A 19251-nucleotide genomic window follows, 5' to 3' on the forward strand; every position below is an offset into this window, starting at 1 on the left:
AAACTTACTTTTATTTTATTTTTTGATAAAATGCACTATTTTTGCATTTAATAATATGAAACATGAATTACAACTTATCATTTCAGGAAAGAGCGAAGTTAAGCATGGAACAATTATCCAAGCAGCAGCCAGTTACCTTAGAAGAAGCCAAAGCTCAAGTACAGTGGCTAAAGAATTCAAGCATTTCAAAAAACAAGAAAAAGAGACCTTAGAAAGGTTTATAGAATTAAATAGTCTTTGGATTTTAGATCTCAATCTCGATAATTATGTTTCTGAAGGAGCAGAACAAAAAGTCTATTTAAAAGACGGAAAACATGTAATCAAACTTAACGATTCTATTTATTATAGCTCTTGGATAGATTATTTCAATAATTTATTATTAAACAACTTCTTTTTTCCAGATACAGCTTACAATTTATTAGGTTTCTTTAAAAATGAAGATATCTTATATGCAGTTGTGGAACAGCCTTTTGTAAAAGCAACTGAAACAACAGACTTAGAGCTTGTAAAGAAGTTTATGCTTGTAAACGGCTTTCAAAATACCAAAAATAACGATTATTACAATCCTGATTTAGGAATTATTCTTGAAGATCTTCATGACGAGAATGTACTAACAGAAAATGGTATACTTCAATTTATAGACACAGTTTTCTATATTAAAGATAATTTCTACGAAAATTAAGAAACTAATTTCGCAAAAAAACACAATTTCTGCTGACATACCGTTGTCACTTTCTGTTATTTAATTTGCATTATAAAACACAAAAAAGATGAGCAAATTAGATTTAACTAAAACAGACAAAACTTATTATAATGCCAAAACTACTCCTGAAATTGTTTATATAGAAAAAGCGAATTATATATCGCTTACAGGTCAAGGTGATCCTTCTGGAAAAGATTTTTCAGACAAAATTCAAGCATTGTACACTACGGCGTATGTTATTAAATTTATGCAGAAAGCATTGGACAATGATTTTGTTGTTCCAAAACTAGAAGCATTGTGGAGTTTTGATAATGAAAAATACGCATCAATCTCAATGGATGAAGCTCCGCTGAAAATACCTCGTTCTGAATGGAATTACAGAATCATGATTAGAATGCCCAATTTCGTTACGAAAGAACAGACTGAAGAAGCTATTGCCATAGCGGTCAACAAAAAACAAAATGAATTAGCCAAAACAATTGAATTCTTTGAAATGGAAGAAGGTAAAGTAATCCAGGTTCTTCATATTGGCCCTTTTGATGCAGAACCGCAAACACTAAAAAAAATTCTAGAATTTAGTACTGAAAACAATCTGCAACAGAACGGGTTGCATCATGAAATTTATCTTTCAGACTTTCGTAAAACAGCTCCCGAGAAATTAAAAACAATACTGAGAGAACCTGTAAAATAGCTCTTTTTATTAGCCACGAATTCACGAATTATTTTTCTAATCGTTGAGTAAAGCAATAATTTGCGAATTATTCACGAATAGATTTTAAAATAATTCGTGAATTCGTGGCGAAAAAAAAAAAAAAAGGACCTAACAGGTTTTTAAAACCTGTTAGGTCTGCTTATAAAAGAAATATTTCTCATTTCAAACCAGCCAAACTCTGCTCGATTGTAGCAATTTTTGCTAAAGCATCGGCTTGTTTTTGTTTTTCTAAATTAAGAACTTTCTCTGGAGCTCCGTTTACGAATTTCTCGTTTGAAAGTTTTGCTTCAACCGATTTCAAGAAACCTTTTGTGTAATTTAATTCTTCTGTCAGTTTAGCAATTTCTGCCTCAACATCGATATTTCCTGTAATTGGAATGAAATATTCATTTGATTTTACACGGAAAGAAAGTGCGCCATCAACTTTTTCAGAAACATATTCGAAAGCAGAAACATTTCCTAATTTCGTGATAATTGAATCAAAATAAGTAGAAACATTTTCGCTGTTGATTCCTTTTAATTCGATTGCATCTTTAAACGGAATATTTTTGTCTTTTCTGATAGTTCTAATTCCAGAAATTACTTCAATTGAATTTTCGAAATCAGCAATTAATTTTGCGTCAAACGGTTTTACTTCTGGCCAAGTCGAAACAATTAAAGCTTCTTCTGGAGTTCTTTCCGTAATTAACTGCCAAATTTCTTCTGTTAAGAAAGGCATAAATGGATGCAATAACTTCAAGTTGTTTTCTAACATTTCGATCGCTTTCGCGAAAGTTACGCTATCAATTGGCTGTTGGTATGCAGGCTTGATCATTTCTAAGAACCAAGAACAGAAGTCATCCCAAACCAATTTATAAATTGCCATAAGAGAATCTGAAATTCTATATTTCTCAAAATTATCTTCAATGTCAACTAAAGTCTGCTGTAATTTAGCTTCGTACCATTCGATTGCTACTTTTGATGATTCTGGCTGCGCGATAGTTTCTGAAACTTCCCAACCTTTAATCAATTTGAAAGCATTCCAAATTTTGTTTGAGAACGCTTTTCCTTGAAGACATAACTCTTCGTCAAACATGATATCGTTTCCTGCCGAAGCACTTAAAAGCAATCCTACACGAACACCGTCTGCACCAAATTTTTCAATTAAATCTAAAGGATCAGGAGAATTCCCTAATGATTTAGACATTTTACGACGTTGTTTATCTCGAACTAATCCGGTCAAATATACATTAGTAAATGGTTTTTCTCCTGCATATTCGTAACCTGCAATGATCATTCTAGCAACCCAGAAAAATAAAATATCTGGCCCCGTTACCAAGTCGTTTGTTGGATAATAATATTTAAAATCTGGACTTTCTGGATCCATAATTCCGCCAAAAACTGACATTGGCCATAACCAAGAAGAAAACCAAGTATCTAACGCGTCAACATCCTGAATTAAATTGTTAATGGTTAATTGTGAATTGTTAGTTTTTTCCTGTGCTAACTTTAATGCATCTTCGATATTTTCTGCAACTACGAAATCTTCTTTTCCGTCGCCGTAATAGTACGCTGGAATTTGCTGTCCCCACCATAACTGACGAGAAATGTTCCAATCACGAATATTGTTTAACCAATGCGCATAAGTGTTTTCGAAACGTTTTGGGTGTAATTTAATATCTCCCGTTTCTAAAACCGACTTAATTGCTGGTTTTACTAAATCATCCATTTTCAAGAACCATTGGTCAGATAATCTTGGTTCGATTACCGCTTTTGTTCTTTCAGAAGTTCCTACTTTATTTAAGTGTGTTTCTGTTTTTGCTAAAGCTCCAATTTCTTCAAGTTCTTTCTCGATCTCTTTACGAACTACAAAACGGTCTTTTCCTTGATAATGTAATCCGAAACTATTTAAAGTTGCATCTTCATTAAAAATATCAACGATTTCAAGATTGTGTTTTTCTCCTAACGTTTTATCGTTCATATCGTGAGCAGGCGTTACTTTCAAACATCCTGTTCCGAATTCTACATCTACATATTCGTCTTCGATAATTGGAATTACTCTTCCGCAAATTGGAACAATTGCTTTTTTACCTTTTAAATGTGTAAAACGCTCATCGTTCGGGTTGATACAGATGGCAGTATCTCCAAAAATAGTTTCCGGACGAGTTGTAGCAATGGTTAAGAAATCTTCTGAACCTTCAATTTTATATTTTAAGAAAAATAGTTTTCCTTGCTGTTCTTCGTAAATTACTTCTTCGTCAGACAAAGTAGTTTTTGCTTCAGGATCCCAGTTAACCATACGGTATCCTCTGTAGATTAAACCTTTGTTATATAAATCAACAAACGATTTAATTACAGATGCAGACATATCTGGATCCATAGTAAATTTGGTGCGTTCCCAATCGCAAGAAGCACCTAACTTCTTAAGTTGTTCTAAGATTGTTCCGCCATATTTATCAGTCCATTCCCAAGCATGTTTTAGGAATTCTTCGCGGGTCAAATCGTTTTTATTGATTCCTTCTGCTTTTAATTTTGCCACAACTTTTGCTTCAGTTGCAATAGAAGCGTGGTCTGTTCCAGGAACCCAACAAGCGTTGAATCCTTTAAGACGTGCTCTACGAATTAAAACATCCTGAATCGTATTATTCAACATATGTCCCATGTGAAGGACTCCAGTGACGTTTGGCGGCGGGATTACAATGGTGTACGGCGTTCTATGATCTGGTTCTGAATGAAAATAATTGTTTTTCATCCAGTAATCATACCATTTACTCTCAATCGTCTTAGCGTCAAATTGTGCTGGAATTGTCATTTATATATGTTTAATCGTTTATTTGTTTAACCGTTTAATCGGTTTTGATCATTGGACTTAAATTAATTCATTTTCTTGTTTTCTGTTTTCAAAAAGATCATTTATAATTCAATCTCAACGATTAAACAAATAAACGCTTAAACAGTTAAACAAAAAAATGGTTCAATTTTTGTATTTATAACTGACAGCAAAAGTAAATAATTAAGTAGACTATAAAAAGAGAAATAATAATTTGTGTGTTAATTAAAAGAATGTATATTTACTTACAATTAAAAAAAGATTTCATATGAAAAATGCAGCCTCTTTTATTGCAGTCTTATTGTTTAGTGCAATAAGTTATGCGCAAAATGGCCCAAAAATTGAATTTGATGCTCCTGATAATACAATTGATTATGGAAAAATTTCTAAAGGTGACAATGGACTTCGCTCCTTTGAATTTACAAACACCGGAGATGCTCCTTTATTGATTACTGGTGCCGAATCTACAGTAAGTTCAATCATTGTAACAAAACCTGCGGCAGCAATTTTGCCAGGCAAAAAAGGAAAAATAGATGTAAAATATAATATGGTCGCAGGACCTATCCGTAAAACGATTACTGTTGAAACAAATGCGGTAAACTATCCTGACGGAAGAGTAGCTCTTAAAATTAAGGGTGAAGTTCAATAAGAATTAAATAATCTTAAAATAACAAAAATAGCTGTCTCGAATAGACGGCTATTTTTTTTAAAAAAACTTCAGAGAAGCGAAATATTTAATAAATGTTTACAATATAAAGCTCCAGAAGAGCGACATATTTTAAGTCTACGGAAAAATATGTCGCTCCTCTGGAGCTTTATCCATTTTTGACATTATCAATTCTATAAATATTTCACCCCGCTGGGGTTTTTACAGATCAAAAAAATGTTATAAATATTTCTGTCCAATAAAAAAACTGTCCTTTTGAGACAGCTTCGTTTTATTTTTGTAAAAAAACATCTTGCCTCTCAAATCTTTCTTCTCTATTTCTTCTCAGCGCATTCAGCTGTATCAAACTTATACTTTACGCTTTCAAAATCAATTGGTTTGTCTTTTACTAAATAAGTAACTCCCATCGTTGTCTGCATAGTTCCGTTTCCTAAAATAAGCTGATTATTACGTTTTAAAAGTGCCATCGGATTTTTGAAAGTTTTTTCTCCGTTTACATTGTCTTTAAAAGTATAATCTACAAACAGCGTATCACCATGAAACTCCCCTGCAACTTCTCCTGTTCTAACAGTTGAAGGCGCAACTTTCATAATCATATCTCCAGTTAGTTTTCCGTTTTTTAAAGTATTCAATTTTAAATCTATTGTATCCTTTTCATAAATTGCTTTGTAGCATGCAGTGCTTACTACTGTTTCACCTTCCGCTTTTGCAGCTTCAGCGGCTTTTTGTTTTTCTTCATTTTTACAGCTTTGCAATCCGATGAAGGATACAAGTAAACAAGATAAGGTTAGATTTCTCATAATATTTTTCATTTTATTGATATCACTATAAAATTAAAGAAAAAAGAGTTTCTTCTTACTATAATTTTACAAATTTTTGATTACAAATTCAGATCTTCTGTTCAATTCATGTTCTTCTTCAGAACAAGATTCATCGGTTTTGCATTTTATAATTGGCACTGATTCGCCATAGCCTTTTGCAGAAATTCTTTTGGCTTCGATTCCAGATTGAATGATAAACTCTCTAGTGGAGTTGGCTCTTTTCTGAGATAATTCAGCATTGTATTTTTCGTTTCCTCTTGAATCGGTATGCGATCCAATTTCGATTACCATTTCAGGATATTTTTTCATTAATTCTACAACTCTGCCTAAAATCACTTTGGATTCTTTACGAATGTACCACAAATCATAATCAAAGTAAATCGGATCTGTTTTAATGATCAAGCGGTCTTTGTCTTTTACGACATCTTTTTCTTTCGCTAAAATGTCTTTTACTTTTTCCTGCTTTTTAACTTCAGCTGCAACAATTGCGGCTTCTTTGGCTTTTTTTTCTTTTTCTTTTAACTCAACTGCCACCAAAGCTTCTCTTTTCTTATTTTCTTCTTCAATAATAATTTCCTGCTTTCTCTTGTTTTCTGCAATTTGTTTTTCTTCTTTTTTAATAGCGTCTAAAGATCTCAAAGCCAAAGAACCATCATTAACTTTGTCTCTCGTTTTATCTAAAGTCAGTATTTTAGAAGCATTAGTATAATTTTCTTTGAAAGCACTAATTTTATACGAAGTCTCACAGGCTACCGTAAAACTAAATTTTCCGTCAGCCGAAGTTGTAATTGTATTTAAAGTTTTATTATCTGAATCCTGCAATAAAACCGTTGCATTTTCTAAAGCCAATTGCGTATCAATATCTGTAATCGTTCCAGCAATAAACTGTTTGCAATCTTCAACAATCAAATCTTTGATTTCTTTGAATTGATAAATATCGTCGCTTCCCTTTCCTCCTTCTCTATTCGAAGCAAAAAAACCTTCTTTAGTATCAGAATCAATATTAAAGGCAAAATCGTCTAAATTAGAATTTAACGGAAGTCCAACATTTACTGGTTTTGAATATTCATTTCCGTTTATTTCAGAAACAAAAACATCAAATGACCCATATCCTAAATGTCCGTCTGATGAGAAATATAATTTTTTATCTGCCGAAGCAAAAGGAAACTGCTCTCTCTTATTGGTATTGATTTGCGGTCCTAAATTCTTCGGAGTATCAAATGCTCCTTTATTTATGTTTACCGAATAAATATCAAACGAACCTAAAGACCCCGGCATGTCAGAAGCAAAATACAATACTTTTTCATCAGCACTCAAAGCAGGATGTTCTACAGAATAATTCGGACTGTTGAACGGAAGCGATGTAACGTTTGTCCACTTTCCTTCTACCAATTCTGCTTTAAAAATCTGAAGGTTTGAGATTTTCTTATCGTCTTTTTTCTTCTTGCCATTTTTAGAATTGTTTCTGGTAAAATACATGGTTTTGCCATCTTTTGTAAAAACAGCATTCGATTCGTGCATTCCTGTTTTCAATTCTTTAGCAAAATAATGAACAATAGAATCTGCCGAATTGATGTTTTTTAACGGAATTGAAACCAAATTTAAATAGGTTTCATTATCCCATTTGTATTTTTTATCAAATAAACCAGGTTTCAATTTAACTCCTGCAAAAACTAGATTTTCTTTGTATTTCACTGCTCCAAATTCAGAATTTGGCGTATTTATCGCAAGGTTTTTAATTTCAAAACGTTTGCCAATTGCGGTCACATTTTCTAAAGTTTTAAGCTCTTTTTCAAAATTGACAATATCTTCTGAATTCGCAGATTTAGAATAATATTCCTTTAAATTGGCATTTGCATCATCGTTGCTATTTGTTGCTTTTAAAGTTTGTGCGTATCTGAAATAGTATTCTCTATCTAAATTATTGCTGTAACTCGAAATCAAAAGACGGTAATAGCGCTGCGCTTTAACCAAATCATTGGTATAGAAATAAGAATCAGCCAAGTTTTTAATGACTTCTTGCGAAGGTCTTTCGTCAGCTAATTTTTGGTATAAAATAATGGCTTCACTGTAATACGTTTTATCAAAAAAACGTTTTGCTCTAATCAATTCCTGATCCTGTGCATTTATAAACTGTATTGAAAATACGAATATAATAACGAGTAGTTTTTTCATATTTTTCATTTTAGAAGAATCTTGGTGATTTATCGAATCCTTTCCCTAACAAGTCCAAATCGAACAGCAACATGATTTCGTGTGTTCCAGAATTAAACTGACCAAAATTTGTGAGCGTATAATCATAGGCGTAACCTACTATCAAAGTTGGCGTTACATTAATATTGAACAAAGCACTTACCGAATCATCAATTCTGTAGGCAGCTCCAAATTCAAACTTTTCATTATACAAAACATTAGCTGTAACATCTAAAGTAATTGGCGCTCCTTTTACAAACTTTGACATAAATGCTGGTTTCAACTTCACCTTATCGCTAACTTGAAAAACATAACCAGCCGTTAAAAAAGTGTGTATTTCTTCAGAACCAAAAGCATTGATTCCTGATTTTTCTTCAATGTATTTTGATTTTAGCAAATTCGGTGCAGATAATCCAACATACAAATTGTCCCTAAAATAATAGGCTCCAACTCCAATATTTGGTTTTGTTGCGTTTATATTTTCTGAAAAAGCAAAATCAGTCTGTGGATCTGTAAAACGAAATCCATTAAAATTGGTTTGCATGGATGAAAATCCCGCTTTTAAGCCCAACGATAATTTATTTTTTCCGCCTAATTTTAAAACATAGGCAAAATCAGCATAAACATTATTTTCTTTTTTGGCGCCGTCTCCAATATCATCTGAAATAAAAGAGATTCCCGCTTCTATTTTATCATTGATTGCTGTATGTCCAAAAAACGTAAATGTTTTTGGAGCTCCATAAGCGCCAACCCATTGCGTTCTATACAATCCGCCAAAATTCATCATGGCAGGCACTCCTGTCGCATAAGCAGGATTGACTACGCTCATATTGTACATATAATGCGTATATTCAGGATCTTGCTGTGCAGAAATGGATAAACAGAAAAGGAAATTTATAAGGAGTATTATTTTTTTCATTTGAAAATTATATTAAAATGTAAAAAGAGATTTAGCGATTTAAATAAAGACGGCCTTGTTTGGGCGGTTTATTGTCTTTATTAAAATGCAGTACATAAAAATAAACTCCGTTAGGTGCTACGCCACTTGCGATGCCGCTCCTTTCATAATTTTTGCCATCCCAAGCTGGTTTACTATTATCTCCTTTATACATTCCGTTTCCGTATCTATTATAAATTTCAAGTGTATAATTTGGATATAAAAATTCAATATCTTTTATCACAAACGAGTCGTTTACCCCATCTCCGTTTGGTGAAAATCCGTCTGGAATAAAGAAATCGTACTGAGCCACTTCACAGTCTTGCAATGAGACTTTTACTTCTCTATAACTTTCAGATAAGCATCTTGTTACTTCATTTAAATCATATCCATAATAAGTTGCATTATGGACTAATAATGTGGTTGAAGACAATAAATTTCCGTCCACAGCATCATACCAAGCAACGGTTGTGGGAACATTTGTTTTATTAGAAAGATCACTTATTTTCGGATTTGCCAATCCACAAAAATCTGGTGTTTCTGTCATTTCCGGAGCTGGCGTATCGTATATAATTACTGAAACTTTGGCCGGTTCTGAAGTGCAACCTGCTGCCGAAGTTTCTCTAACGAAATAATCTTCTGTTTTTAAAACATAATCAGTCGCGAGCGGTGTCATTGCTGTTGCAGAATTATACCATTTATATTGTACCCCTTTTGGTTCTAAATTGGCTATTACCGCTTCATCCACTTTACAAAACTGCTGATCTGCAACAATCGGTGCTGGCGGAATTGGATTTATTACAAAATCATCTGTAACGTTGATTAAATTAACATCGCAATTTGTTACTGTATTAGTTAAATTTAGCAATGTAATCTTTGTCGTACCAGTATTTAAGAGCAGTTCTGCAGGAATAATAAAATCTAATTTTCCATTTGTTACTGCTTTTGCAATGGTTTGCACAGATGAAGAATTACTCTCAGACAACACATAAGAAATACTGGCATTAGTTAAATTTCCTAAACCGGAAACTGCAACGGTAACTGGCGCATTCAAACAGAAATCATTGACTTTTGCAACCACTGTCACTGCATTTGGAAGTGGATTTATGTTTAAATTTCCTGCAACATTTGCTGTATTACTGCATTGAGGCGTTGGATTTGTAATATTTGTAATACTATAAATAGTAATTACTGATAATCCGCTTCTTGTACTTAGATTTCCTGGAACAATAAAAGAGGCTTTTCCTCCAACGGAAAGCATTTCTGCTGTTTCACCCAGAGACAGATTATCTCCATTTACGTTATAAAAAATACGATAATTTCCATCAAGCAAATTGGGTGCAGTAACTTGAATTATTGCATCATCATTTTGACAAACTGGAAGCGCCGTCAATGAGGCATTAGTCAATCTTGGTAACGGATAAATCGTTAAAATAGTTGAAAACGGACTAAAGATATTTACACACGTTTTTTTACTTGTTGCAGAAACTATTCCCGTAACTGTTATAGTATACTCGCCTACTTGCTTAAAATAAGACGATTGTATTGGAAAATTAAACTCTCCATTCGCAAAATTTCCCTTCACATTTTGAGAAGCTGATACTCCCGGTCCAACAACACTAAAACTGACATTATATGTACCATCAGGAATAGTATTTGGGCCTTGGGTAATTTTTGCTGAATAAGTCGCTGTTGGAATTTCAGATTCACAAATATCTTTACGAGCTTCAATTTTTGATCCTGTAAAATCAAGTCTTTTTTCGAGAGTAATATTTACTGTTGCATTTTTATTTGGACATATATTGTTACCCGGAACTGCTAAAACAGTATAGGTATAAGAATAAACGCCTGGTCCATTTGTATCAAACAATTCTTGAAGATTAATATTATGATCTGTAGGAGAAGTTAATCCTACACCTGACCAAGTACCTCCTTTATCACCTGCACTTAACTGGTCAAATAAATCTAAATCGGTGTACGCTGCCAAATCTGTAGTGCCACATAACTCCAAATCTTGTGGCTCACCAATTTTCGGAGCTATATAAATGGTTACTTGTACATTAGTCGACTTTGAATTCGGAGAACACGCAACCACTGGCGGCACAGTGTAAATGAAGTTAAGTGTTGTTTTGGCTGTATACTGTCCAATCGTTATTACAGGGTCTACAGGTTCCCCTGCAGTAGTTGTAAATTTTCCATTTACATGCGGTCCCATTACTTTACTATCAAAAGCCGTAAAAAGATTAAAAAAGTCACTTTCGTTACAAACTGTTGCTTGAGATCCAACTCCCGCATAGGCACCTATCGTAATCGTAACTACAGCTTTATTATCTGTACATCCTGAAGTTGCTGGAGCAGTATAAGTATAACGATAAGTTCCACCGCCAAGAATAAGCTGCGCGTTCAAAATACCATTAGAAGCATCTAAACCTTGCTGACTACTTCCTGTCCATGTTCCGCCGGGAACGGGAGAACCGCCCAATAAAGAAAATAAATTGACCGATTGATAAATTGGATTCGTAACATCACAAATCAATTCGTTTGTGTTGTCAATACCAGCGCATTGCGCAGTTAGTTTTGAAGAAAATAGCGTAAAAAAAATAAAAAACAATACAAAATGGTGGTAGCTAATGTAGTTTTTTGCCATAGATTAAATTTTCCTTAAACATAAGAAAATATTTAACAAAAATTAAATTTTTTAGTAAACTTATTTTCACAAAAAAAGCACATTCCTGCAATACAACATCGTAGGACATGGTTTTATAATAAATCGAAAAAAATGTAATTCAATATTTTTTTACAATTCATCTTCCAATTTAAATCTAAATTTAAGAACTAAGCTATTTCGTTCTACTTCCATATTTATCCAAACATCATCTTCAGATTTTAAAAGATTATTGATTTGCTGAAGACTGTATTTATAAGGTTGTGTATTATTAATACTGACAATAATATCTCCTTTGCGTAATCCGCATTTTTCGGCGGCAGAATTTTGGCGCACATTTACAATTTCATAAACAGGTTTAAGAGCAAATTTATATTTAAAATTATTGTTGTTTTTGTCTTTTTCCTGCAATTCATCCATTGAAGTAGCAACTCGTACAGTTTCTAAATGCACAGTTTCCTGTACCCATTGGAGTCCGTTGTGCTGAATCGTAATTCCGCTCTTATTGTATGTAAAGGGTTCTCCATATTTACTATTTTTTTTCAGGTACAACTTTTTCCCTTTATAATCCAAAACCAAGGTAAATCGTTTTAAGACTTCACCTCCTACAGATCCGATACGTCCTGGAACCATCTTAACGTTACGTATTGAGACAGAATCGGGAAAAGACACAATTGGTTTTTTAAAATCAAACTCGTCAATCGAAAACTTATCAATTTTAGCGCGATGCCCTTCAATATCTCCGCTAAATCCTTTTCCTAAAAAGTCTGGAAAGTTTTTGTTTGGGAGCTTAATTTTATTGTTTTCAAAAATCCAAAAAGCATCACTATTTCCAATATCAATTAAAAGCTTTGCCGGAATTTCTTCATTATTCACAGTTGCTGTGGTCATGATATAGGGTTTTGCTTTTTCTATCGTAATCGGAATCATTCTAAACTGTTTGTTTAGCTTTTCCTCATATTTAGCACTTTTAGCATGAACAATTATTTTCTTTTTCTGATAATTGACTTCAACATAATTATTTCTAAAGAATTTATGGCCGATAATTCCGTTGACAGGAATTCCAATATGAGACGATAAATTGAAGCTTTGATCTAAAATAATAAAGACCATGTGATCATTTGATTTCAGACCATGCGTTTCCAAAATATTCTTTGTCGATTTTAAGCCTTCTATTTCTTCTTCACTTCCTAAACCACGAAGTTTGATTTTTTCAACATTGTTAAAACTCACTTCCTGTTTTTCTTCCATACTAAACAAAATGGTTTCTTCAACTCCAGAATCTAAAAGGAAATTTAGCTCAACTCCATTTACTTTTATAGGAATAAAAACAAGGTTATTTATCAATTTAAAAGGTATTGTGGCCTTTGTTGCATTGTTTTCCAATAAAAAATCGCCTTGTCCAAAAAGCAAAAAAGGTAAGAATAACCCAAAAAACAATACTATATATTTTTTCATTGACAATATTTTATTATAAAATTAGTAAATATATTTATTATTGTTACATTTTCGCAAGTCCTTGTATTGTTTACGTTAAATTGGAAAAAAAAATGCAAATTTGCACTTCAATAATTTATACTCATGCCGACAATTTCACTCAAGGGAAAAAACATGCCCGAATCTCCGATACGCAAGCTGGCTCCTTTTGCTGATTTAGCAAAGAAAAAAGGACACAAGGTGTATCACTTAAACATTGGTCAACCGGATATCAAGACACCGGAAGTGGCCATCGAGGCGGTAAAAAATATTGATTTGAGTATTATAGAATACAGTCCGTCTGCCGGATATGAAAGCTATAGAAAAAAATTAGCTCATTTTTACCAGCGCCAAAATGTAAACGTTAACACAGAAGACATCATTGTAACTACTGGTGGTTCTGAAGCCTTACTTTTTGCACTGGCCACAATTACAGATCCTGGAGATGAAATCATTATCCCGGAGCCTTTTTATGCTAATTATCACGCGTTTGCTTCTTCAACAAGTGCAACTGTAGTGCCTCTTGTTTCTACTATCGAAACAGGTTTTGCTTTGCCAAGCATTAACGAAGTTGAAAAACTAATAACACCAAGAACAAAAGCCATTCTGATTTGCAACCCTGGAAATCCGACTGGATATTTATACTCTGAAGCCGAAATCAAACAGCTAGCTCATTTAATTAAGAAACACGATTTATACTTAATCGCCGATGAAGTGTACCGTGAATTTTTATATGATGGAGATGATGTGCATTTTTCTGTTATGAATTTAGAAGATGTACAGCAAAATGTTATCATGGTCGATTCTGTATCTAAACGTTACAGTATGTGTGGAGCAAGAATTGGCTGTCTGGTAACTAAAAACAAAGACGTCTTGGCAACTGTTATGAAGTTTGCTCAAGCTCGTTTAAGTCCGCCAACTATAGAACAAATTGCTTGCGAAGCTGCAATAGACACTCCACAGAGTTATTTTGACGAAGTAATTGGCGAATACAAAGATCGTCGTGATACTTTAATTGCCGAATTAAACAAGATTGAAGGCGTTGTAGTAACAAAACCAAAAGGCGCTTTTTATTGTATTGCCGAACTTCCGATAGAAGATTCTGATGATTTTGCACAATGGCTTTTAGAAAGCTATAGCTTAAATAACGAAACGGTAATGATTGCTCCAGCGAAAGGATTCTACTCAACACCTGGAATGGGACTAAATCAGGTTCGTATTGCTTATGTTTTGAACAAAAAAGATTTGATTACAGCCGTAAATATTTTAAAAGAAGCTTTATTGGTGTACAACAACAGATAATCAATTCATTATAATACACCTTAAAAAAGGCAATAACGTTTTTCGTTGTTGTCTTTTTTGTTTTTAATAACAGTATTTCTCTTCAAATTTTAAATTATATCCAAAAACGAGTAATTAAATCCTAAAAACCATAGAAAAGGTTTCCCATTTATTAATTATCTTTACCGCCTTAAAAAGATATACCACATTATAATAGTAGTTCTTAATGATAAATAACGAAGATTTTTTAGACGAAATAGGTGACAGTCATTTCAGCAGCAATGCCAAAAACCCTTTAAGAGAGGATGCTTTTGACATCACTGATGAAGAAAAAATAGAAAAAATTAAAAAAGATGTCGAAAACATCCTGCAAACTTTAGGAATGGATTTGACAGATGACAGCATTAAAGGAACTCCAAACCGAGTTGCAAAGATGTTTGTAAAAGAAATTTTTGGTGGTCTTAACCCAGCAAAACAACCAAAAGCTTCTACTTTTGACAATAATTACAAATATGGCGAAATGCTTGTAGAAAAAAACATCACGGTTTATTCTACTTGCGAACACCATTTACTGCCAATTATCGGGCGTGCTCACGTTGCTTATATCTCAAGCGGACGCGTTATCGGTTTATCAAAAATGAACCGTATTGTGGAGTATTATGCAAAAAGACCTCAAGTACAAGAGCGTCTAACTATGCAGATTGTTCAAGAACTTCAAAAAGCTTTAGGAACAGAAGATGTTGCCTGCGTGATTGATGCAAAACACCTTTGCGTAAACTCTCGTGGAATTAAAGATATCGAAAGCAGTACTGTAACTTCTGAGTTCGGAGGAAAATTCAAAGAGCCACAAACAAAAAGAGAATTTTTAGATTATATCAAACTAGATACTCAATTCTAAATATTTGGGTTAATCGTTTATTTGTTTAATCGTTTAATCGAAAAAAACAGTTGAACAAATAAACGGTTAAACGATTAAACTAAAAAACATGTACATTTTTTCTTTTGAGAAACTTGAAGTGTGGCAAAATGCAAGAATGTTCATTTTGGATATTTATAAATTGACCAGTAAATTTCCATCAAATGAATTATTCGGAATAACATCTCAAATAAAAAGAAGTGCATCTTCGATTGCAACAAATATTGCTGAAGGAACTTCAAGAAATACAAGTAAGGACAAAGCTCATTTTTTAACGATTTCTTATTCATCTGCAATGGAAACTTTAAATCATTTAATCATTTCAAAAGATTTAAATTATGTTTCAGAAACAGATTATGTAGCATCAAGAGAAAAAATTGAAAAAATTTGTAATCAAATAAATAATCTAAAAAAATATTATCTTTCACAACAATAAATCCGATAATCCGAATTAAACAAAATTAACGATTAAACGATTAAACGATTAAACAAAAATACTATGCCACTATATAGCAGTCAGCCTTTAAAAATATACAATTCACTTTCGGGTGAAAAAGAAGATTTCAAACCAATCCATGAAGGAAGCGTTGGAATGTATGTTTGTGGACCTACCGTATATAGCAATGTCCATTTAGGAAACGTGAGAACTTTTATGTCTTTTGACGTAATCTTCAGATATTTTCTGCATTTAGATTATAAAGTTCGTTATGTTAGAAACATTACCGATGTTGGACATATCGTAGATGATGTGGATGAAGGTGAAGATAAAATTGCTAAAAAAGCACGTTTGGAGCAATTGGAACCAATGGAAGTTGTACAGCGATATACTGTAGATTTTCATAATATTCTAAAAGCTTTCAATTTTTTACCTCCAAGCATCGAGCCTACAGCAACGGGACATATTATTGAGCAAATAGAAATTATCAAAAAAATTATCGATAAAGGTATTGCTTATGTTGCCAATGGCTCTGTTTATTTTGATGTTGTAAAATATAACGAAACCAATAATTACGGCATATTAAGCGGTAGAAATATCGACGATATGCTGGCAAACACGCGTGATCTCGACGGACAATCAGACAAGAGAAATCCTCAAGATTTTGCGCTTTGGAAAAAAGCAGAACCGGAACATATCATGAGATGGCCTTCTCCTTGGAGCGATGGTTTCCCTGGATGGCACTTAGAGTGTACTGCCATGAGCACCAAATATCTTGGCAATCATTTTGATATTCACGGAGGCGGAATGGATTTAAAATTCCCTCACCACGAATGCGAAATTGCTCAAAATGAAGCTTGCACAGGTCAGGCTCCAGTAAATTACTGGATGCATGCCAACATGCTTACCTTAAACGGAAAGAAAATGGCGAAATCGACTGGAAACAATATTCTTCCGGGCGAGATTCTTAGCGGAGACAACAACATCTTAAGCAAACCATTTTCTGCTTCTGTAACTCGTTTTTTCATGCTTCAAGCACATTATAGAAGTATTTTAGATTTTTCTGATGATGCTATTGTTGCGGCTGAAAAAGGATACAAAAGATTAATGGAAGCACTAGATGCTTTACCAAATATTACTGCAGGAAATTCTAGCTCAATAGATTTCGCATCATGGAAACAGCTTTGCTACGATGCAATGAATGATGATTTCAATACGCCAATTTTAATTGCGCAACTGTTTGAAGCCGTTCGTTACATCAACTTATTGAAAGATGGCAAAGAAACAATTTCTGCCGATGATTTAACCGATTTCAAAAAAGCTATAAATGCTTTTGTATATGACGTTTTAGGACTTAATGACGATAAAGCCGCTGATGGCGATAGCGATAAATTAGACGGCGTGGTAAACATGCTTATCGGAATGAGAAATCAGGCCAGAGCAGATAAAAACTTTGCGCTTTCTGACCAGATTCGCGATCAATTAATCGCTTTAGGAATTCAGCTTAAAGACGGAAAAGAAGGAACTACTTTTAGCATTCAATAAAAAAAGTGATCAGTGTACAGTTTTTTAGTGTTCAGATTCAAACTTTGAGCCTACTGAATACTACAAACTGAACACTGAGCACTAAACTAACTGGTACAAAAAATATGTTTTCAAAAATTCTGATATATCCGTTTGTATTGTTAGTCCGTTTTTATCAGACTGCCATTTCACCTTTTACACCGGCTGCTTGCAGATTTGAGCCAACTTGTTCAACATATATGATTCAGGCATTGCAAATTCACGGATTGTTTTATGGCGGTTATTTAGGCATTAAACGCATTTTGAGTTGTCATCCTTGGGGAAGAAGCGGTTACGATCCTGTACCAGAAAAAAAATGCAACCACAAACATTAACTTTTTAGAAAGCGGTACTTTACATTAAATATTTACTTTTACAGCTATATAAAAACATTTATACATGACACACGCCTTAAATTTAGTTTGGAATCCTTCTGAGGGAATCAACTTAGGATTTTTTATGATTCGCTATTACAGCTTAATGTTTGTAATTGCTTTTGGTTTAGGATGGTTCCTAATGAAAAAGATGTTCGAAAGAGAAAACGAATCAATTGAAAAACTAGATTCTTTATTTGTTTGGACCGTTTTAGCCACTTTAATAGGCGCTCGTTTAGGTCATGTTTTCTTTTACGATTGGGAATATTTCAGAAATCATTTACTTGAAATTTTCTTGCCGTTTAAATTTGAACCTGAATTTCAATTTACAGGTTTCCAAGGATTAGCAAGTCACGGAGCCGCTATCGCAATCATTGTTGCGATGTATTACTACAGTAAAAAAATATTAAAACGTCCGTTATTATGGATTTTAGACCGTGTTGTAATTCCTGTTGCAAGCGGTGCAATTTTTGTTCGTTTAGGAAACTTCTTTAACTCTGAAATTATTGGTCACGAAACTACTTCTGCATTCGGAATCCGTTTTCTTCATGACACGTTCAGCAAAGCCGAAGCAGTACAAAAAACAGGTATTGCAGACCCAAAAGAAGCTTACAATGCAATCGCAACTGATCCAAAATTTGCAACATTATTAGCAGAAGTGCCTTCTAGACACCCTACTCAACTTTACGAAGCGATCTGCTACGTTTTTGTATTTGCTATTTTATACTTTTTATATTGGAAAACAAACGCTAGACTTAAATCTGGACTTTTATTCGGATTGTTTTTAGTTCTGTTATTTGTTGTTCGTTTTATTGTAGAGTTTGTAAAAGAAAGCCAAGGTGGTTTTGAGAGCGAATTAGGCTTGTTTTCAACAGGACAATGGCTAAGTATACCATTTATCATTATCGGACTTTTCTTTGTCATTAGAGCACAGAGAAATCCTTTAGCTGAATCATAAGAATATTTCAATTCATAAAAAATGCCCAATATTTGAAATATTGGGCATTTTCTTTTTATAATTGATACGATATACCAAATTCGATATTCTTTGTATTATATCCCGCATTACTGCTTCCTAAACCAGCATTAGAAACATGCCTTACGCTTGGGCGAATATCAAACTTTATTTTATTATAACCAACCGTAAAACCAAGCGCTAAAACATCGGCAAAAGCAAAACCTTTAGACATTCGTTCCGTTTCTGTATCTGTAATCATTGGTCCAATACTTCCTAAAACATAAAACGAAAACATTTTACCAACAGGCTTACGAACTAGAAAGCCACAATTAAGTACATATTCGCGAACATCTTTTAACTGTATATACTCGTCTCTTTTTTGCTGATAATTGGGCGTTTCAGGCTTAACAAAATAGAAATTCAATAATTGATGCTCAGCAAAATTAATCTCAGGTTGGACTAAAATCTGATATTGAAAACGTTTTGCTTCTTTTACCTTATAATATATCTGAACTTTATAAAAGTGATTTGTAAACGTATAGTTTCTATTACTAAATTCACTTCCAAAACCATAATTAAAACCTATACTGAAATTACTGCTTTTTTCTTGCGCTTTAAGATGCATTGTAGCAAATAACACTACAATAAAGAATATTCGTTTTGAAAGCATAATGTGGTTTTGGTTGACACATACAAACATAAAAAAAAGATCCAGCTTTCGCTGGATCTTTTTTTTATAA

16 protein-coding genes are annotated in these 19251 nt (G+C 33.3%); 9 read left to right on the forward strand and 7 right to left on the reverse strand.

The features are described from left to right. The first annotated feature begins 55 nt into the window (after positions 1-55). Together DMB71_RS08340 and DMB71_RS08345 are read left to right on the forward strand one after the other, a co-directional pair. Positions 56-682 carry a putative polyvalent protein kinase domain-containing protein gene (locus DMB71_RS08340; protein WP_111365230.1) on the forward strand — a complete coding sequence of 209 codons (627 nt, stop codon included), beginning with the start codon at positions 56-58 and terminating at the stop codon, positions 680-682. Between the two features lie 88 nt (positions 683-770). Next, a complete protein-coding gene (locus DMB71_RS08345; RefSeq protein ID WP_111365232.1) occupies positions 771-1394 on the forward strand; it encodes a GyrI-like domain-containing protein in 624 nt (207 codons plus the stop codon). A gap of 178 nt (positions 1395-1572) precedes the next feature. Here the strand turns inward: DMB71_RS08345 and DMB71_RS08350 are convergent, their stop codons facing one another. Beyond that, positions 1573-4206: a valine--tRNA ligase gene (locus DMB71_RS08350; protein ID WP_111365233.1), complete on the reverse strand. Its 2634-nt coding sequence runs from the start codon at positions 4204-4206 to the stop codon at positions 1573-1575. Positions 4207-4492: 286 nt separating this feature from the next. Between DMB71_RS08350 and DMB71_RS08355 the strand changes: the two genes are divergently transcribed. After that, positions 4493-4873, forward strand: a complete 381-nt coding sequence (locus tag DMB71_RS08355) for a DUF1573 domain-containing protein (protein WP_111365235.1) — start codon at positions 4493-4495, stop codon at positions 4871-4873. A 332-nt stretch (positions 4874-5205) separates the two neighbouring features. On the opposite strand, the gene DMB71_RS08360 is transcribed toward DMB71_RS08355, so the two are convergent. The 5 genes from DMB71_RS08360 to DMB71_RS08380 form a co-directional block, all read right to left on the reverse strand. Further along, positions 5206-5691: a hypothetical protein gene (locus tag DMB71_RS08360; protein WP_204251774.1), complete on the reverse strand. Its 486-nt coding sequence runs from the start codon at positions 5689-5691 to the stop codon at positions 5206-5208. Positions 5692-5757: 66 nt separating this feature from the next. Further along, entirely contained in the window at positions 5758-7887 is a 2130-nt protein-coding gene (locus DMB71_RS08365; protein ID WP_111365473.1) for an OmpA family protein, read from the reverse strand. Between the two features lie 10 nt (positions 7888-7897). Then, positions 7898-8824 (reverse strand): PorP/SprF family type IX secretion system membrane protein, encoded by a 927-nt coding sequence (locus tag DMB71_RS08370; RefSeq protein ID WP_111365238.1) that lies wholly within the window; start codon positions 8822-8824, stop codon positions 7898-7900. Between the two features lie 31 nt (positions 8825-8855). After that, positions 8856-11489 (reverse strand): gliding motility-associated C-terminal domain-containing protein, encoded by a 2634-nt coding sequence (locus DMB71_RS08375; protein WP_111365239.1) that lies wholly within the window; start codon positions 11487-11489, stop codon positions 8856-8858. A 150-nt stretch (positions 11490-11639) separates the two neighbouring features. Then, entirely contained in the window at positions 11640-12965 is a 1326-nt protein-coding gene (locus DMB71_RS08380) for a PDZ domain-containing protein (protein WP_111365241.1), read from the reverse strand. Between the two features lie 123 nt (positions 12966-13088). Here DMB71_RS08380 and DMB71_RS08385 point away from each other — a divergent pair, with 123 nt between their 5' ends. From DMB71_RS08385 to lgt, 6 genes are all read left to right on the forward strand, one after another. Then, on the forward strand, positions 13089-14285 hold the full coding sequence (locus DMB71_RS08385) for a pyridoxal phosphate-dependent aminotransferase (RefSeq protein WP_111365242.1): 1197 nt from the start codon (positions 13089-13091) through the stop codon (positions 14283-14285). 205 nt (positions 14286-14490) lie between these two features. Continuing rightward, complete coding sequence (gene folE, locus DMB71_RS08390; RefSeq protein WP_111365244.1) at positions 14491-15162, forward strand: GTP cyclohydrolase I FolE; 672 nt, start codon at positions 14491-14493, stop codon at positions 15160-15162. 88 nt (positions 15163-15250) lie between these two features. After that, positions 15251-15616: a four helix bundle protein gene (locus DMB71_RS08395; RefSeq protein WP_111365246.1), complete on the forward strand. Its 366-nt coding sequence runs from the start codon at positions 15251-15253 to the stop codon at positions 15614-15616. A 63-nt stretch (positions 15617-15679) separates the two neighbouring features. After that, on the forward strand, positions 15680-17161 hold the full coding sequence (gene cysS, locus DMB71_RS08400; RefSeq protein WP_111365247.1) for a cysteine--tRNA ligase: 1482 nt from the start codon (positions 15680-15682) through the stop codon (positions 17159-17161). Positions 17162-17265: 104 nt separating this feature from the next. Further along, positions 17266-17514, forward strand: a complete 249-nt coding sequence (gene yidD, locus DMB71_RS08405; RefSeq protein ID WP_111365249.1) for a membrane protein insertion efficiency factor YidD — start codon at positions 17266-17268, stop codon at positions 17512-17514. A gap of 64 nt (positions 17515-17578) precedes the next feature. Then, the gene (gene lgt, locus DMB71_RS08410) at positions 17579-18511 is read left to right on the forward strand and encodes a prolipoprotein diacylglyceryl transferase (protein ID WP_111365250.1); all 933 of its coding nucleotides are present in this window, start codon (positions 17579-17581) and stop codon (positions 18509-18511) included. Positions 18512-18566: 55 nt separating this feature from the next. Here the strand turns inward: lgt and DMB71_RS08415 are convergent, their stop codons facing one another. Next, positions 18567-19181, reverse strand: a complete 615-nt coding sequence (locus DMB71_RS08415) for an acyloxyacyl hydrolase (protein ID WP_204251775.1) — start codon at positions 19179-19181, stop codon at positions 18567-18569. Positions 19182-19251 lie beyond the last annotated feature (70 nt).

This window comes from Flavobacterium tistrianum, assembly GCF_003254545.1.
Lineage (GTDB): Bacteria > Bacteroidota > Bacteroidia > Flavobacteriales > Flavobacteriaceae > Flavobacterium > Flavobacterium tistrianum.

What these genes read in the sequence shown, in the direction of transcription:
- DMB71_RS08340 (WP_111365230.1), top strand. Translation starts at nt 56, where the DNA reads ATGAAACATGAATTACAACTTATCATTTCAGGAAAGAGCGAAGTTAAG.
- DMB71_RS08345 (WP_111365232.1), top strand. Translation starts at nt 771, where the DNA reads ATGAGCAAATTAGATTTAACTAAAACAGACAAAACTTATTATAATGCC.
- DMB71_RS08350 (WP_111365233.1), bottom strand. Translation starts at nt 4,206, where the DNA reads ATGACAATTCCAGCACAATTTGACGCTAAGACGATTGAGAGTAAATGG.
- DMB71_RS08355 (WP_111365235.1), top strand. Translation starts at nt 4,493, where the DNA reads ATGAAAAATGCAGCCTCTTTTATTGCAGTCTTATTGTTTAGTGCAATA.
- DMB71_RS08360 (WP_204251774.1), bottom strand. Translation starts at nt 5,691, where the DNA reads ATGAGAAATCTAACCTTATCTTGTTTACTTGTATCCTTCATCGGATTG.
- DMB71_RS08365 (WP_111365473.1), bottom strand. Translation starts at nt 7,887, where the DNA reads ATGAAAAAACTACTCGTTATTATATTCGTATTTTCAATACAGTTTATA.
- DMB71_RS08370 (WP_111365238.1), bottom strand. Translation starts at nt 8,824, where the DNA reads ATGAAAAAAATAATACTCCTTATAAATTTCCTTTTCTGTTTATCCATT.
- DMB71_RS08375 (WP_111365239.1), bottom strand. Translation starts at nt 11,489, where the DNA reads ATGGCAAAAAACTACATTAGCTACCACCATTTTGTATTGTTTTTTATT.
- DMB71_RS08380 (WP_111365241.1), bottom strand. Translation starts at nt 12,965, where the DNA reads ATGAAAAAATATATAGTATTGTTTTTTGGGTTATTCTTACCTTTTTTG.
- DMB71_RS08385 (WP_111365242.1), top strand. Translation starts at nt 13,089, where the DNA reads ATGCCGACAATTTCACTCAAGGGAAAAAACATGCCCGAATCTCCGATA.
- folE (WP_111365244.1), top strand. Translation starts at nt 14,491, where the DNA reads ATGATAAATAACGAAGATTTTTTAGACGAAATAGGTGACAGTCATTTC.
- DMB71_RS08395 (WP_111365246.1), top strand. Translation starts at nt 15,251, where the DNA reads ATGTACATTTTTTCTTTTGAGAAACTTGAAGTGTGGCAAAATGCAAGA.
- cysS (WP_111365247.1), top strand. Translation starts at nt 15,680, where the DNA reads ATGCCACTATATAGCAGTCAGCCTTTAAAAATATACAATTCACTTTCG.
- yidD (WP_111365249.1), top strand. Translation starts at nt 17,266, where the DNA reads ATGTTTTCAAAAATTCTGATATATCCGTTTGTATTGTTAGTCCGTTTT.
- lgt (WP_111365250.1), top strand. Translation starts at nt 17,579, where the DNA reads ATGACACACGCCTTAAATTTAGTTTGGAATCCTTCTGAGGGAATCAAC.
- DMB71_RS08415 (WP_204251775.1), bottom strand. Translation starts at nt 19,181, where the DNA reads ATGCTTTCAAAACGAATATTCTTTATTGTAGTGTTATTTGCTACAATG.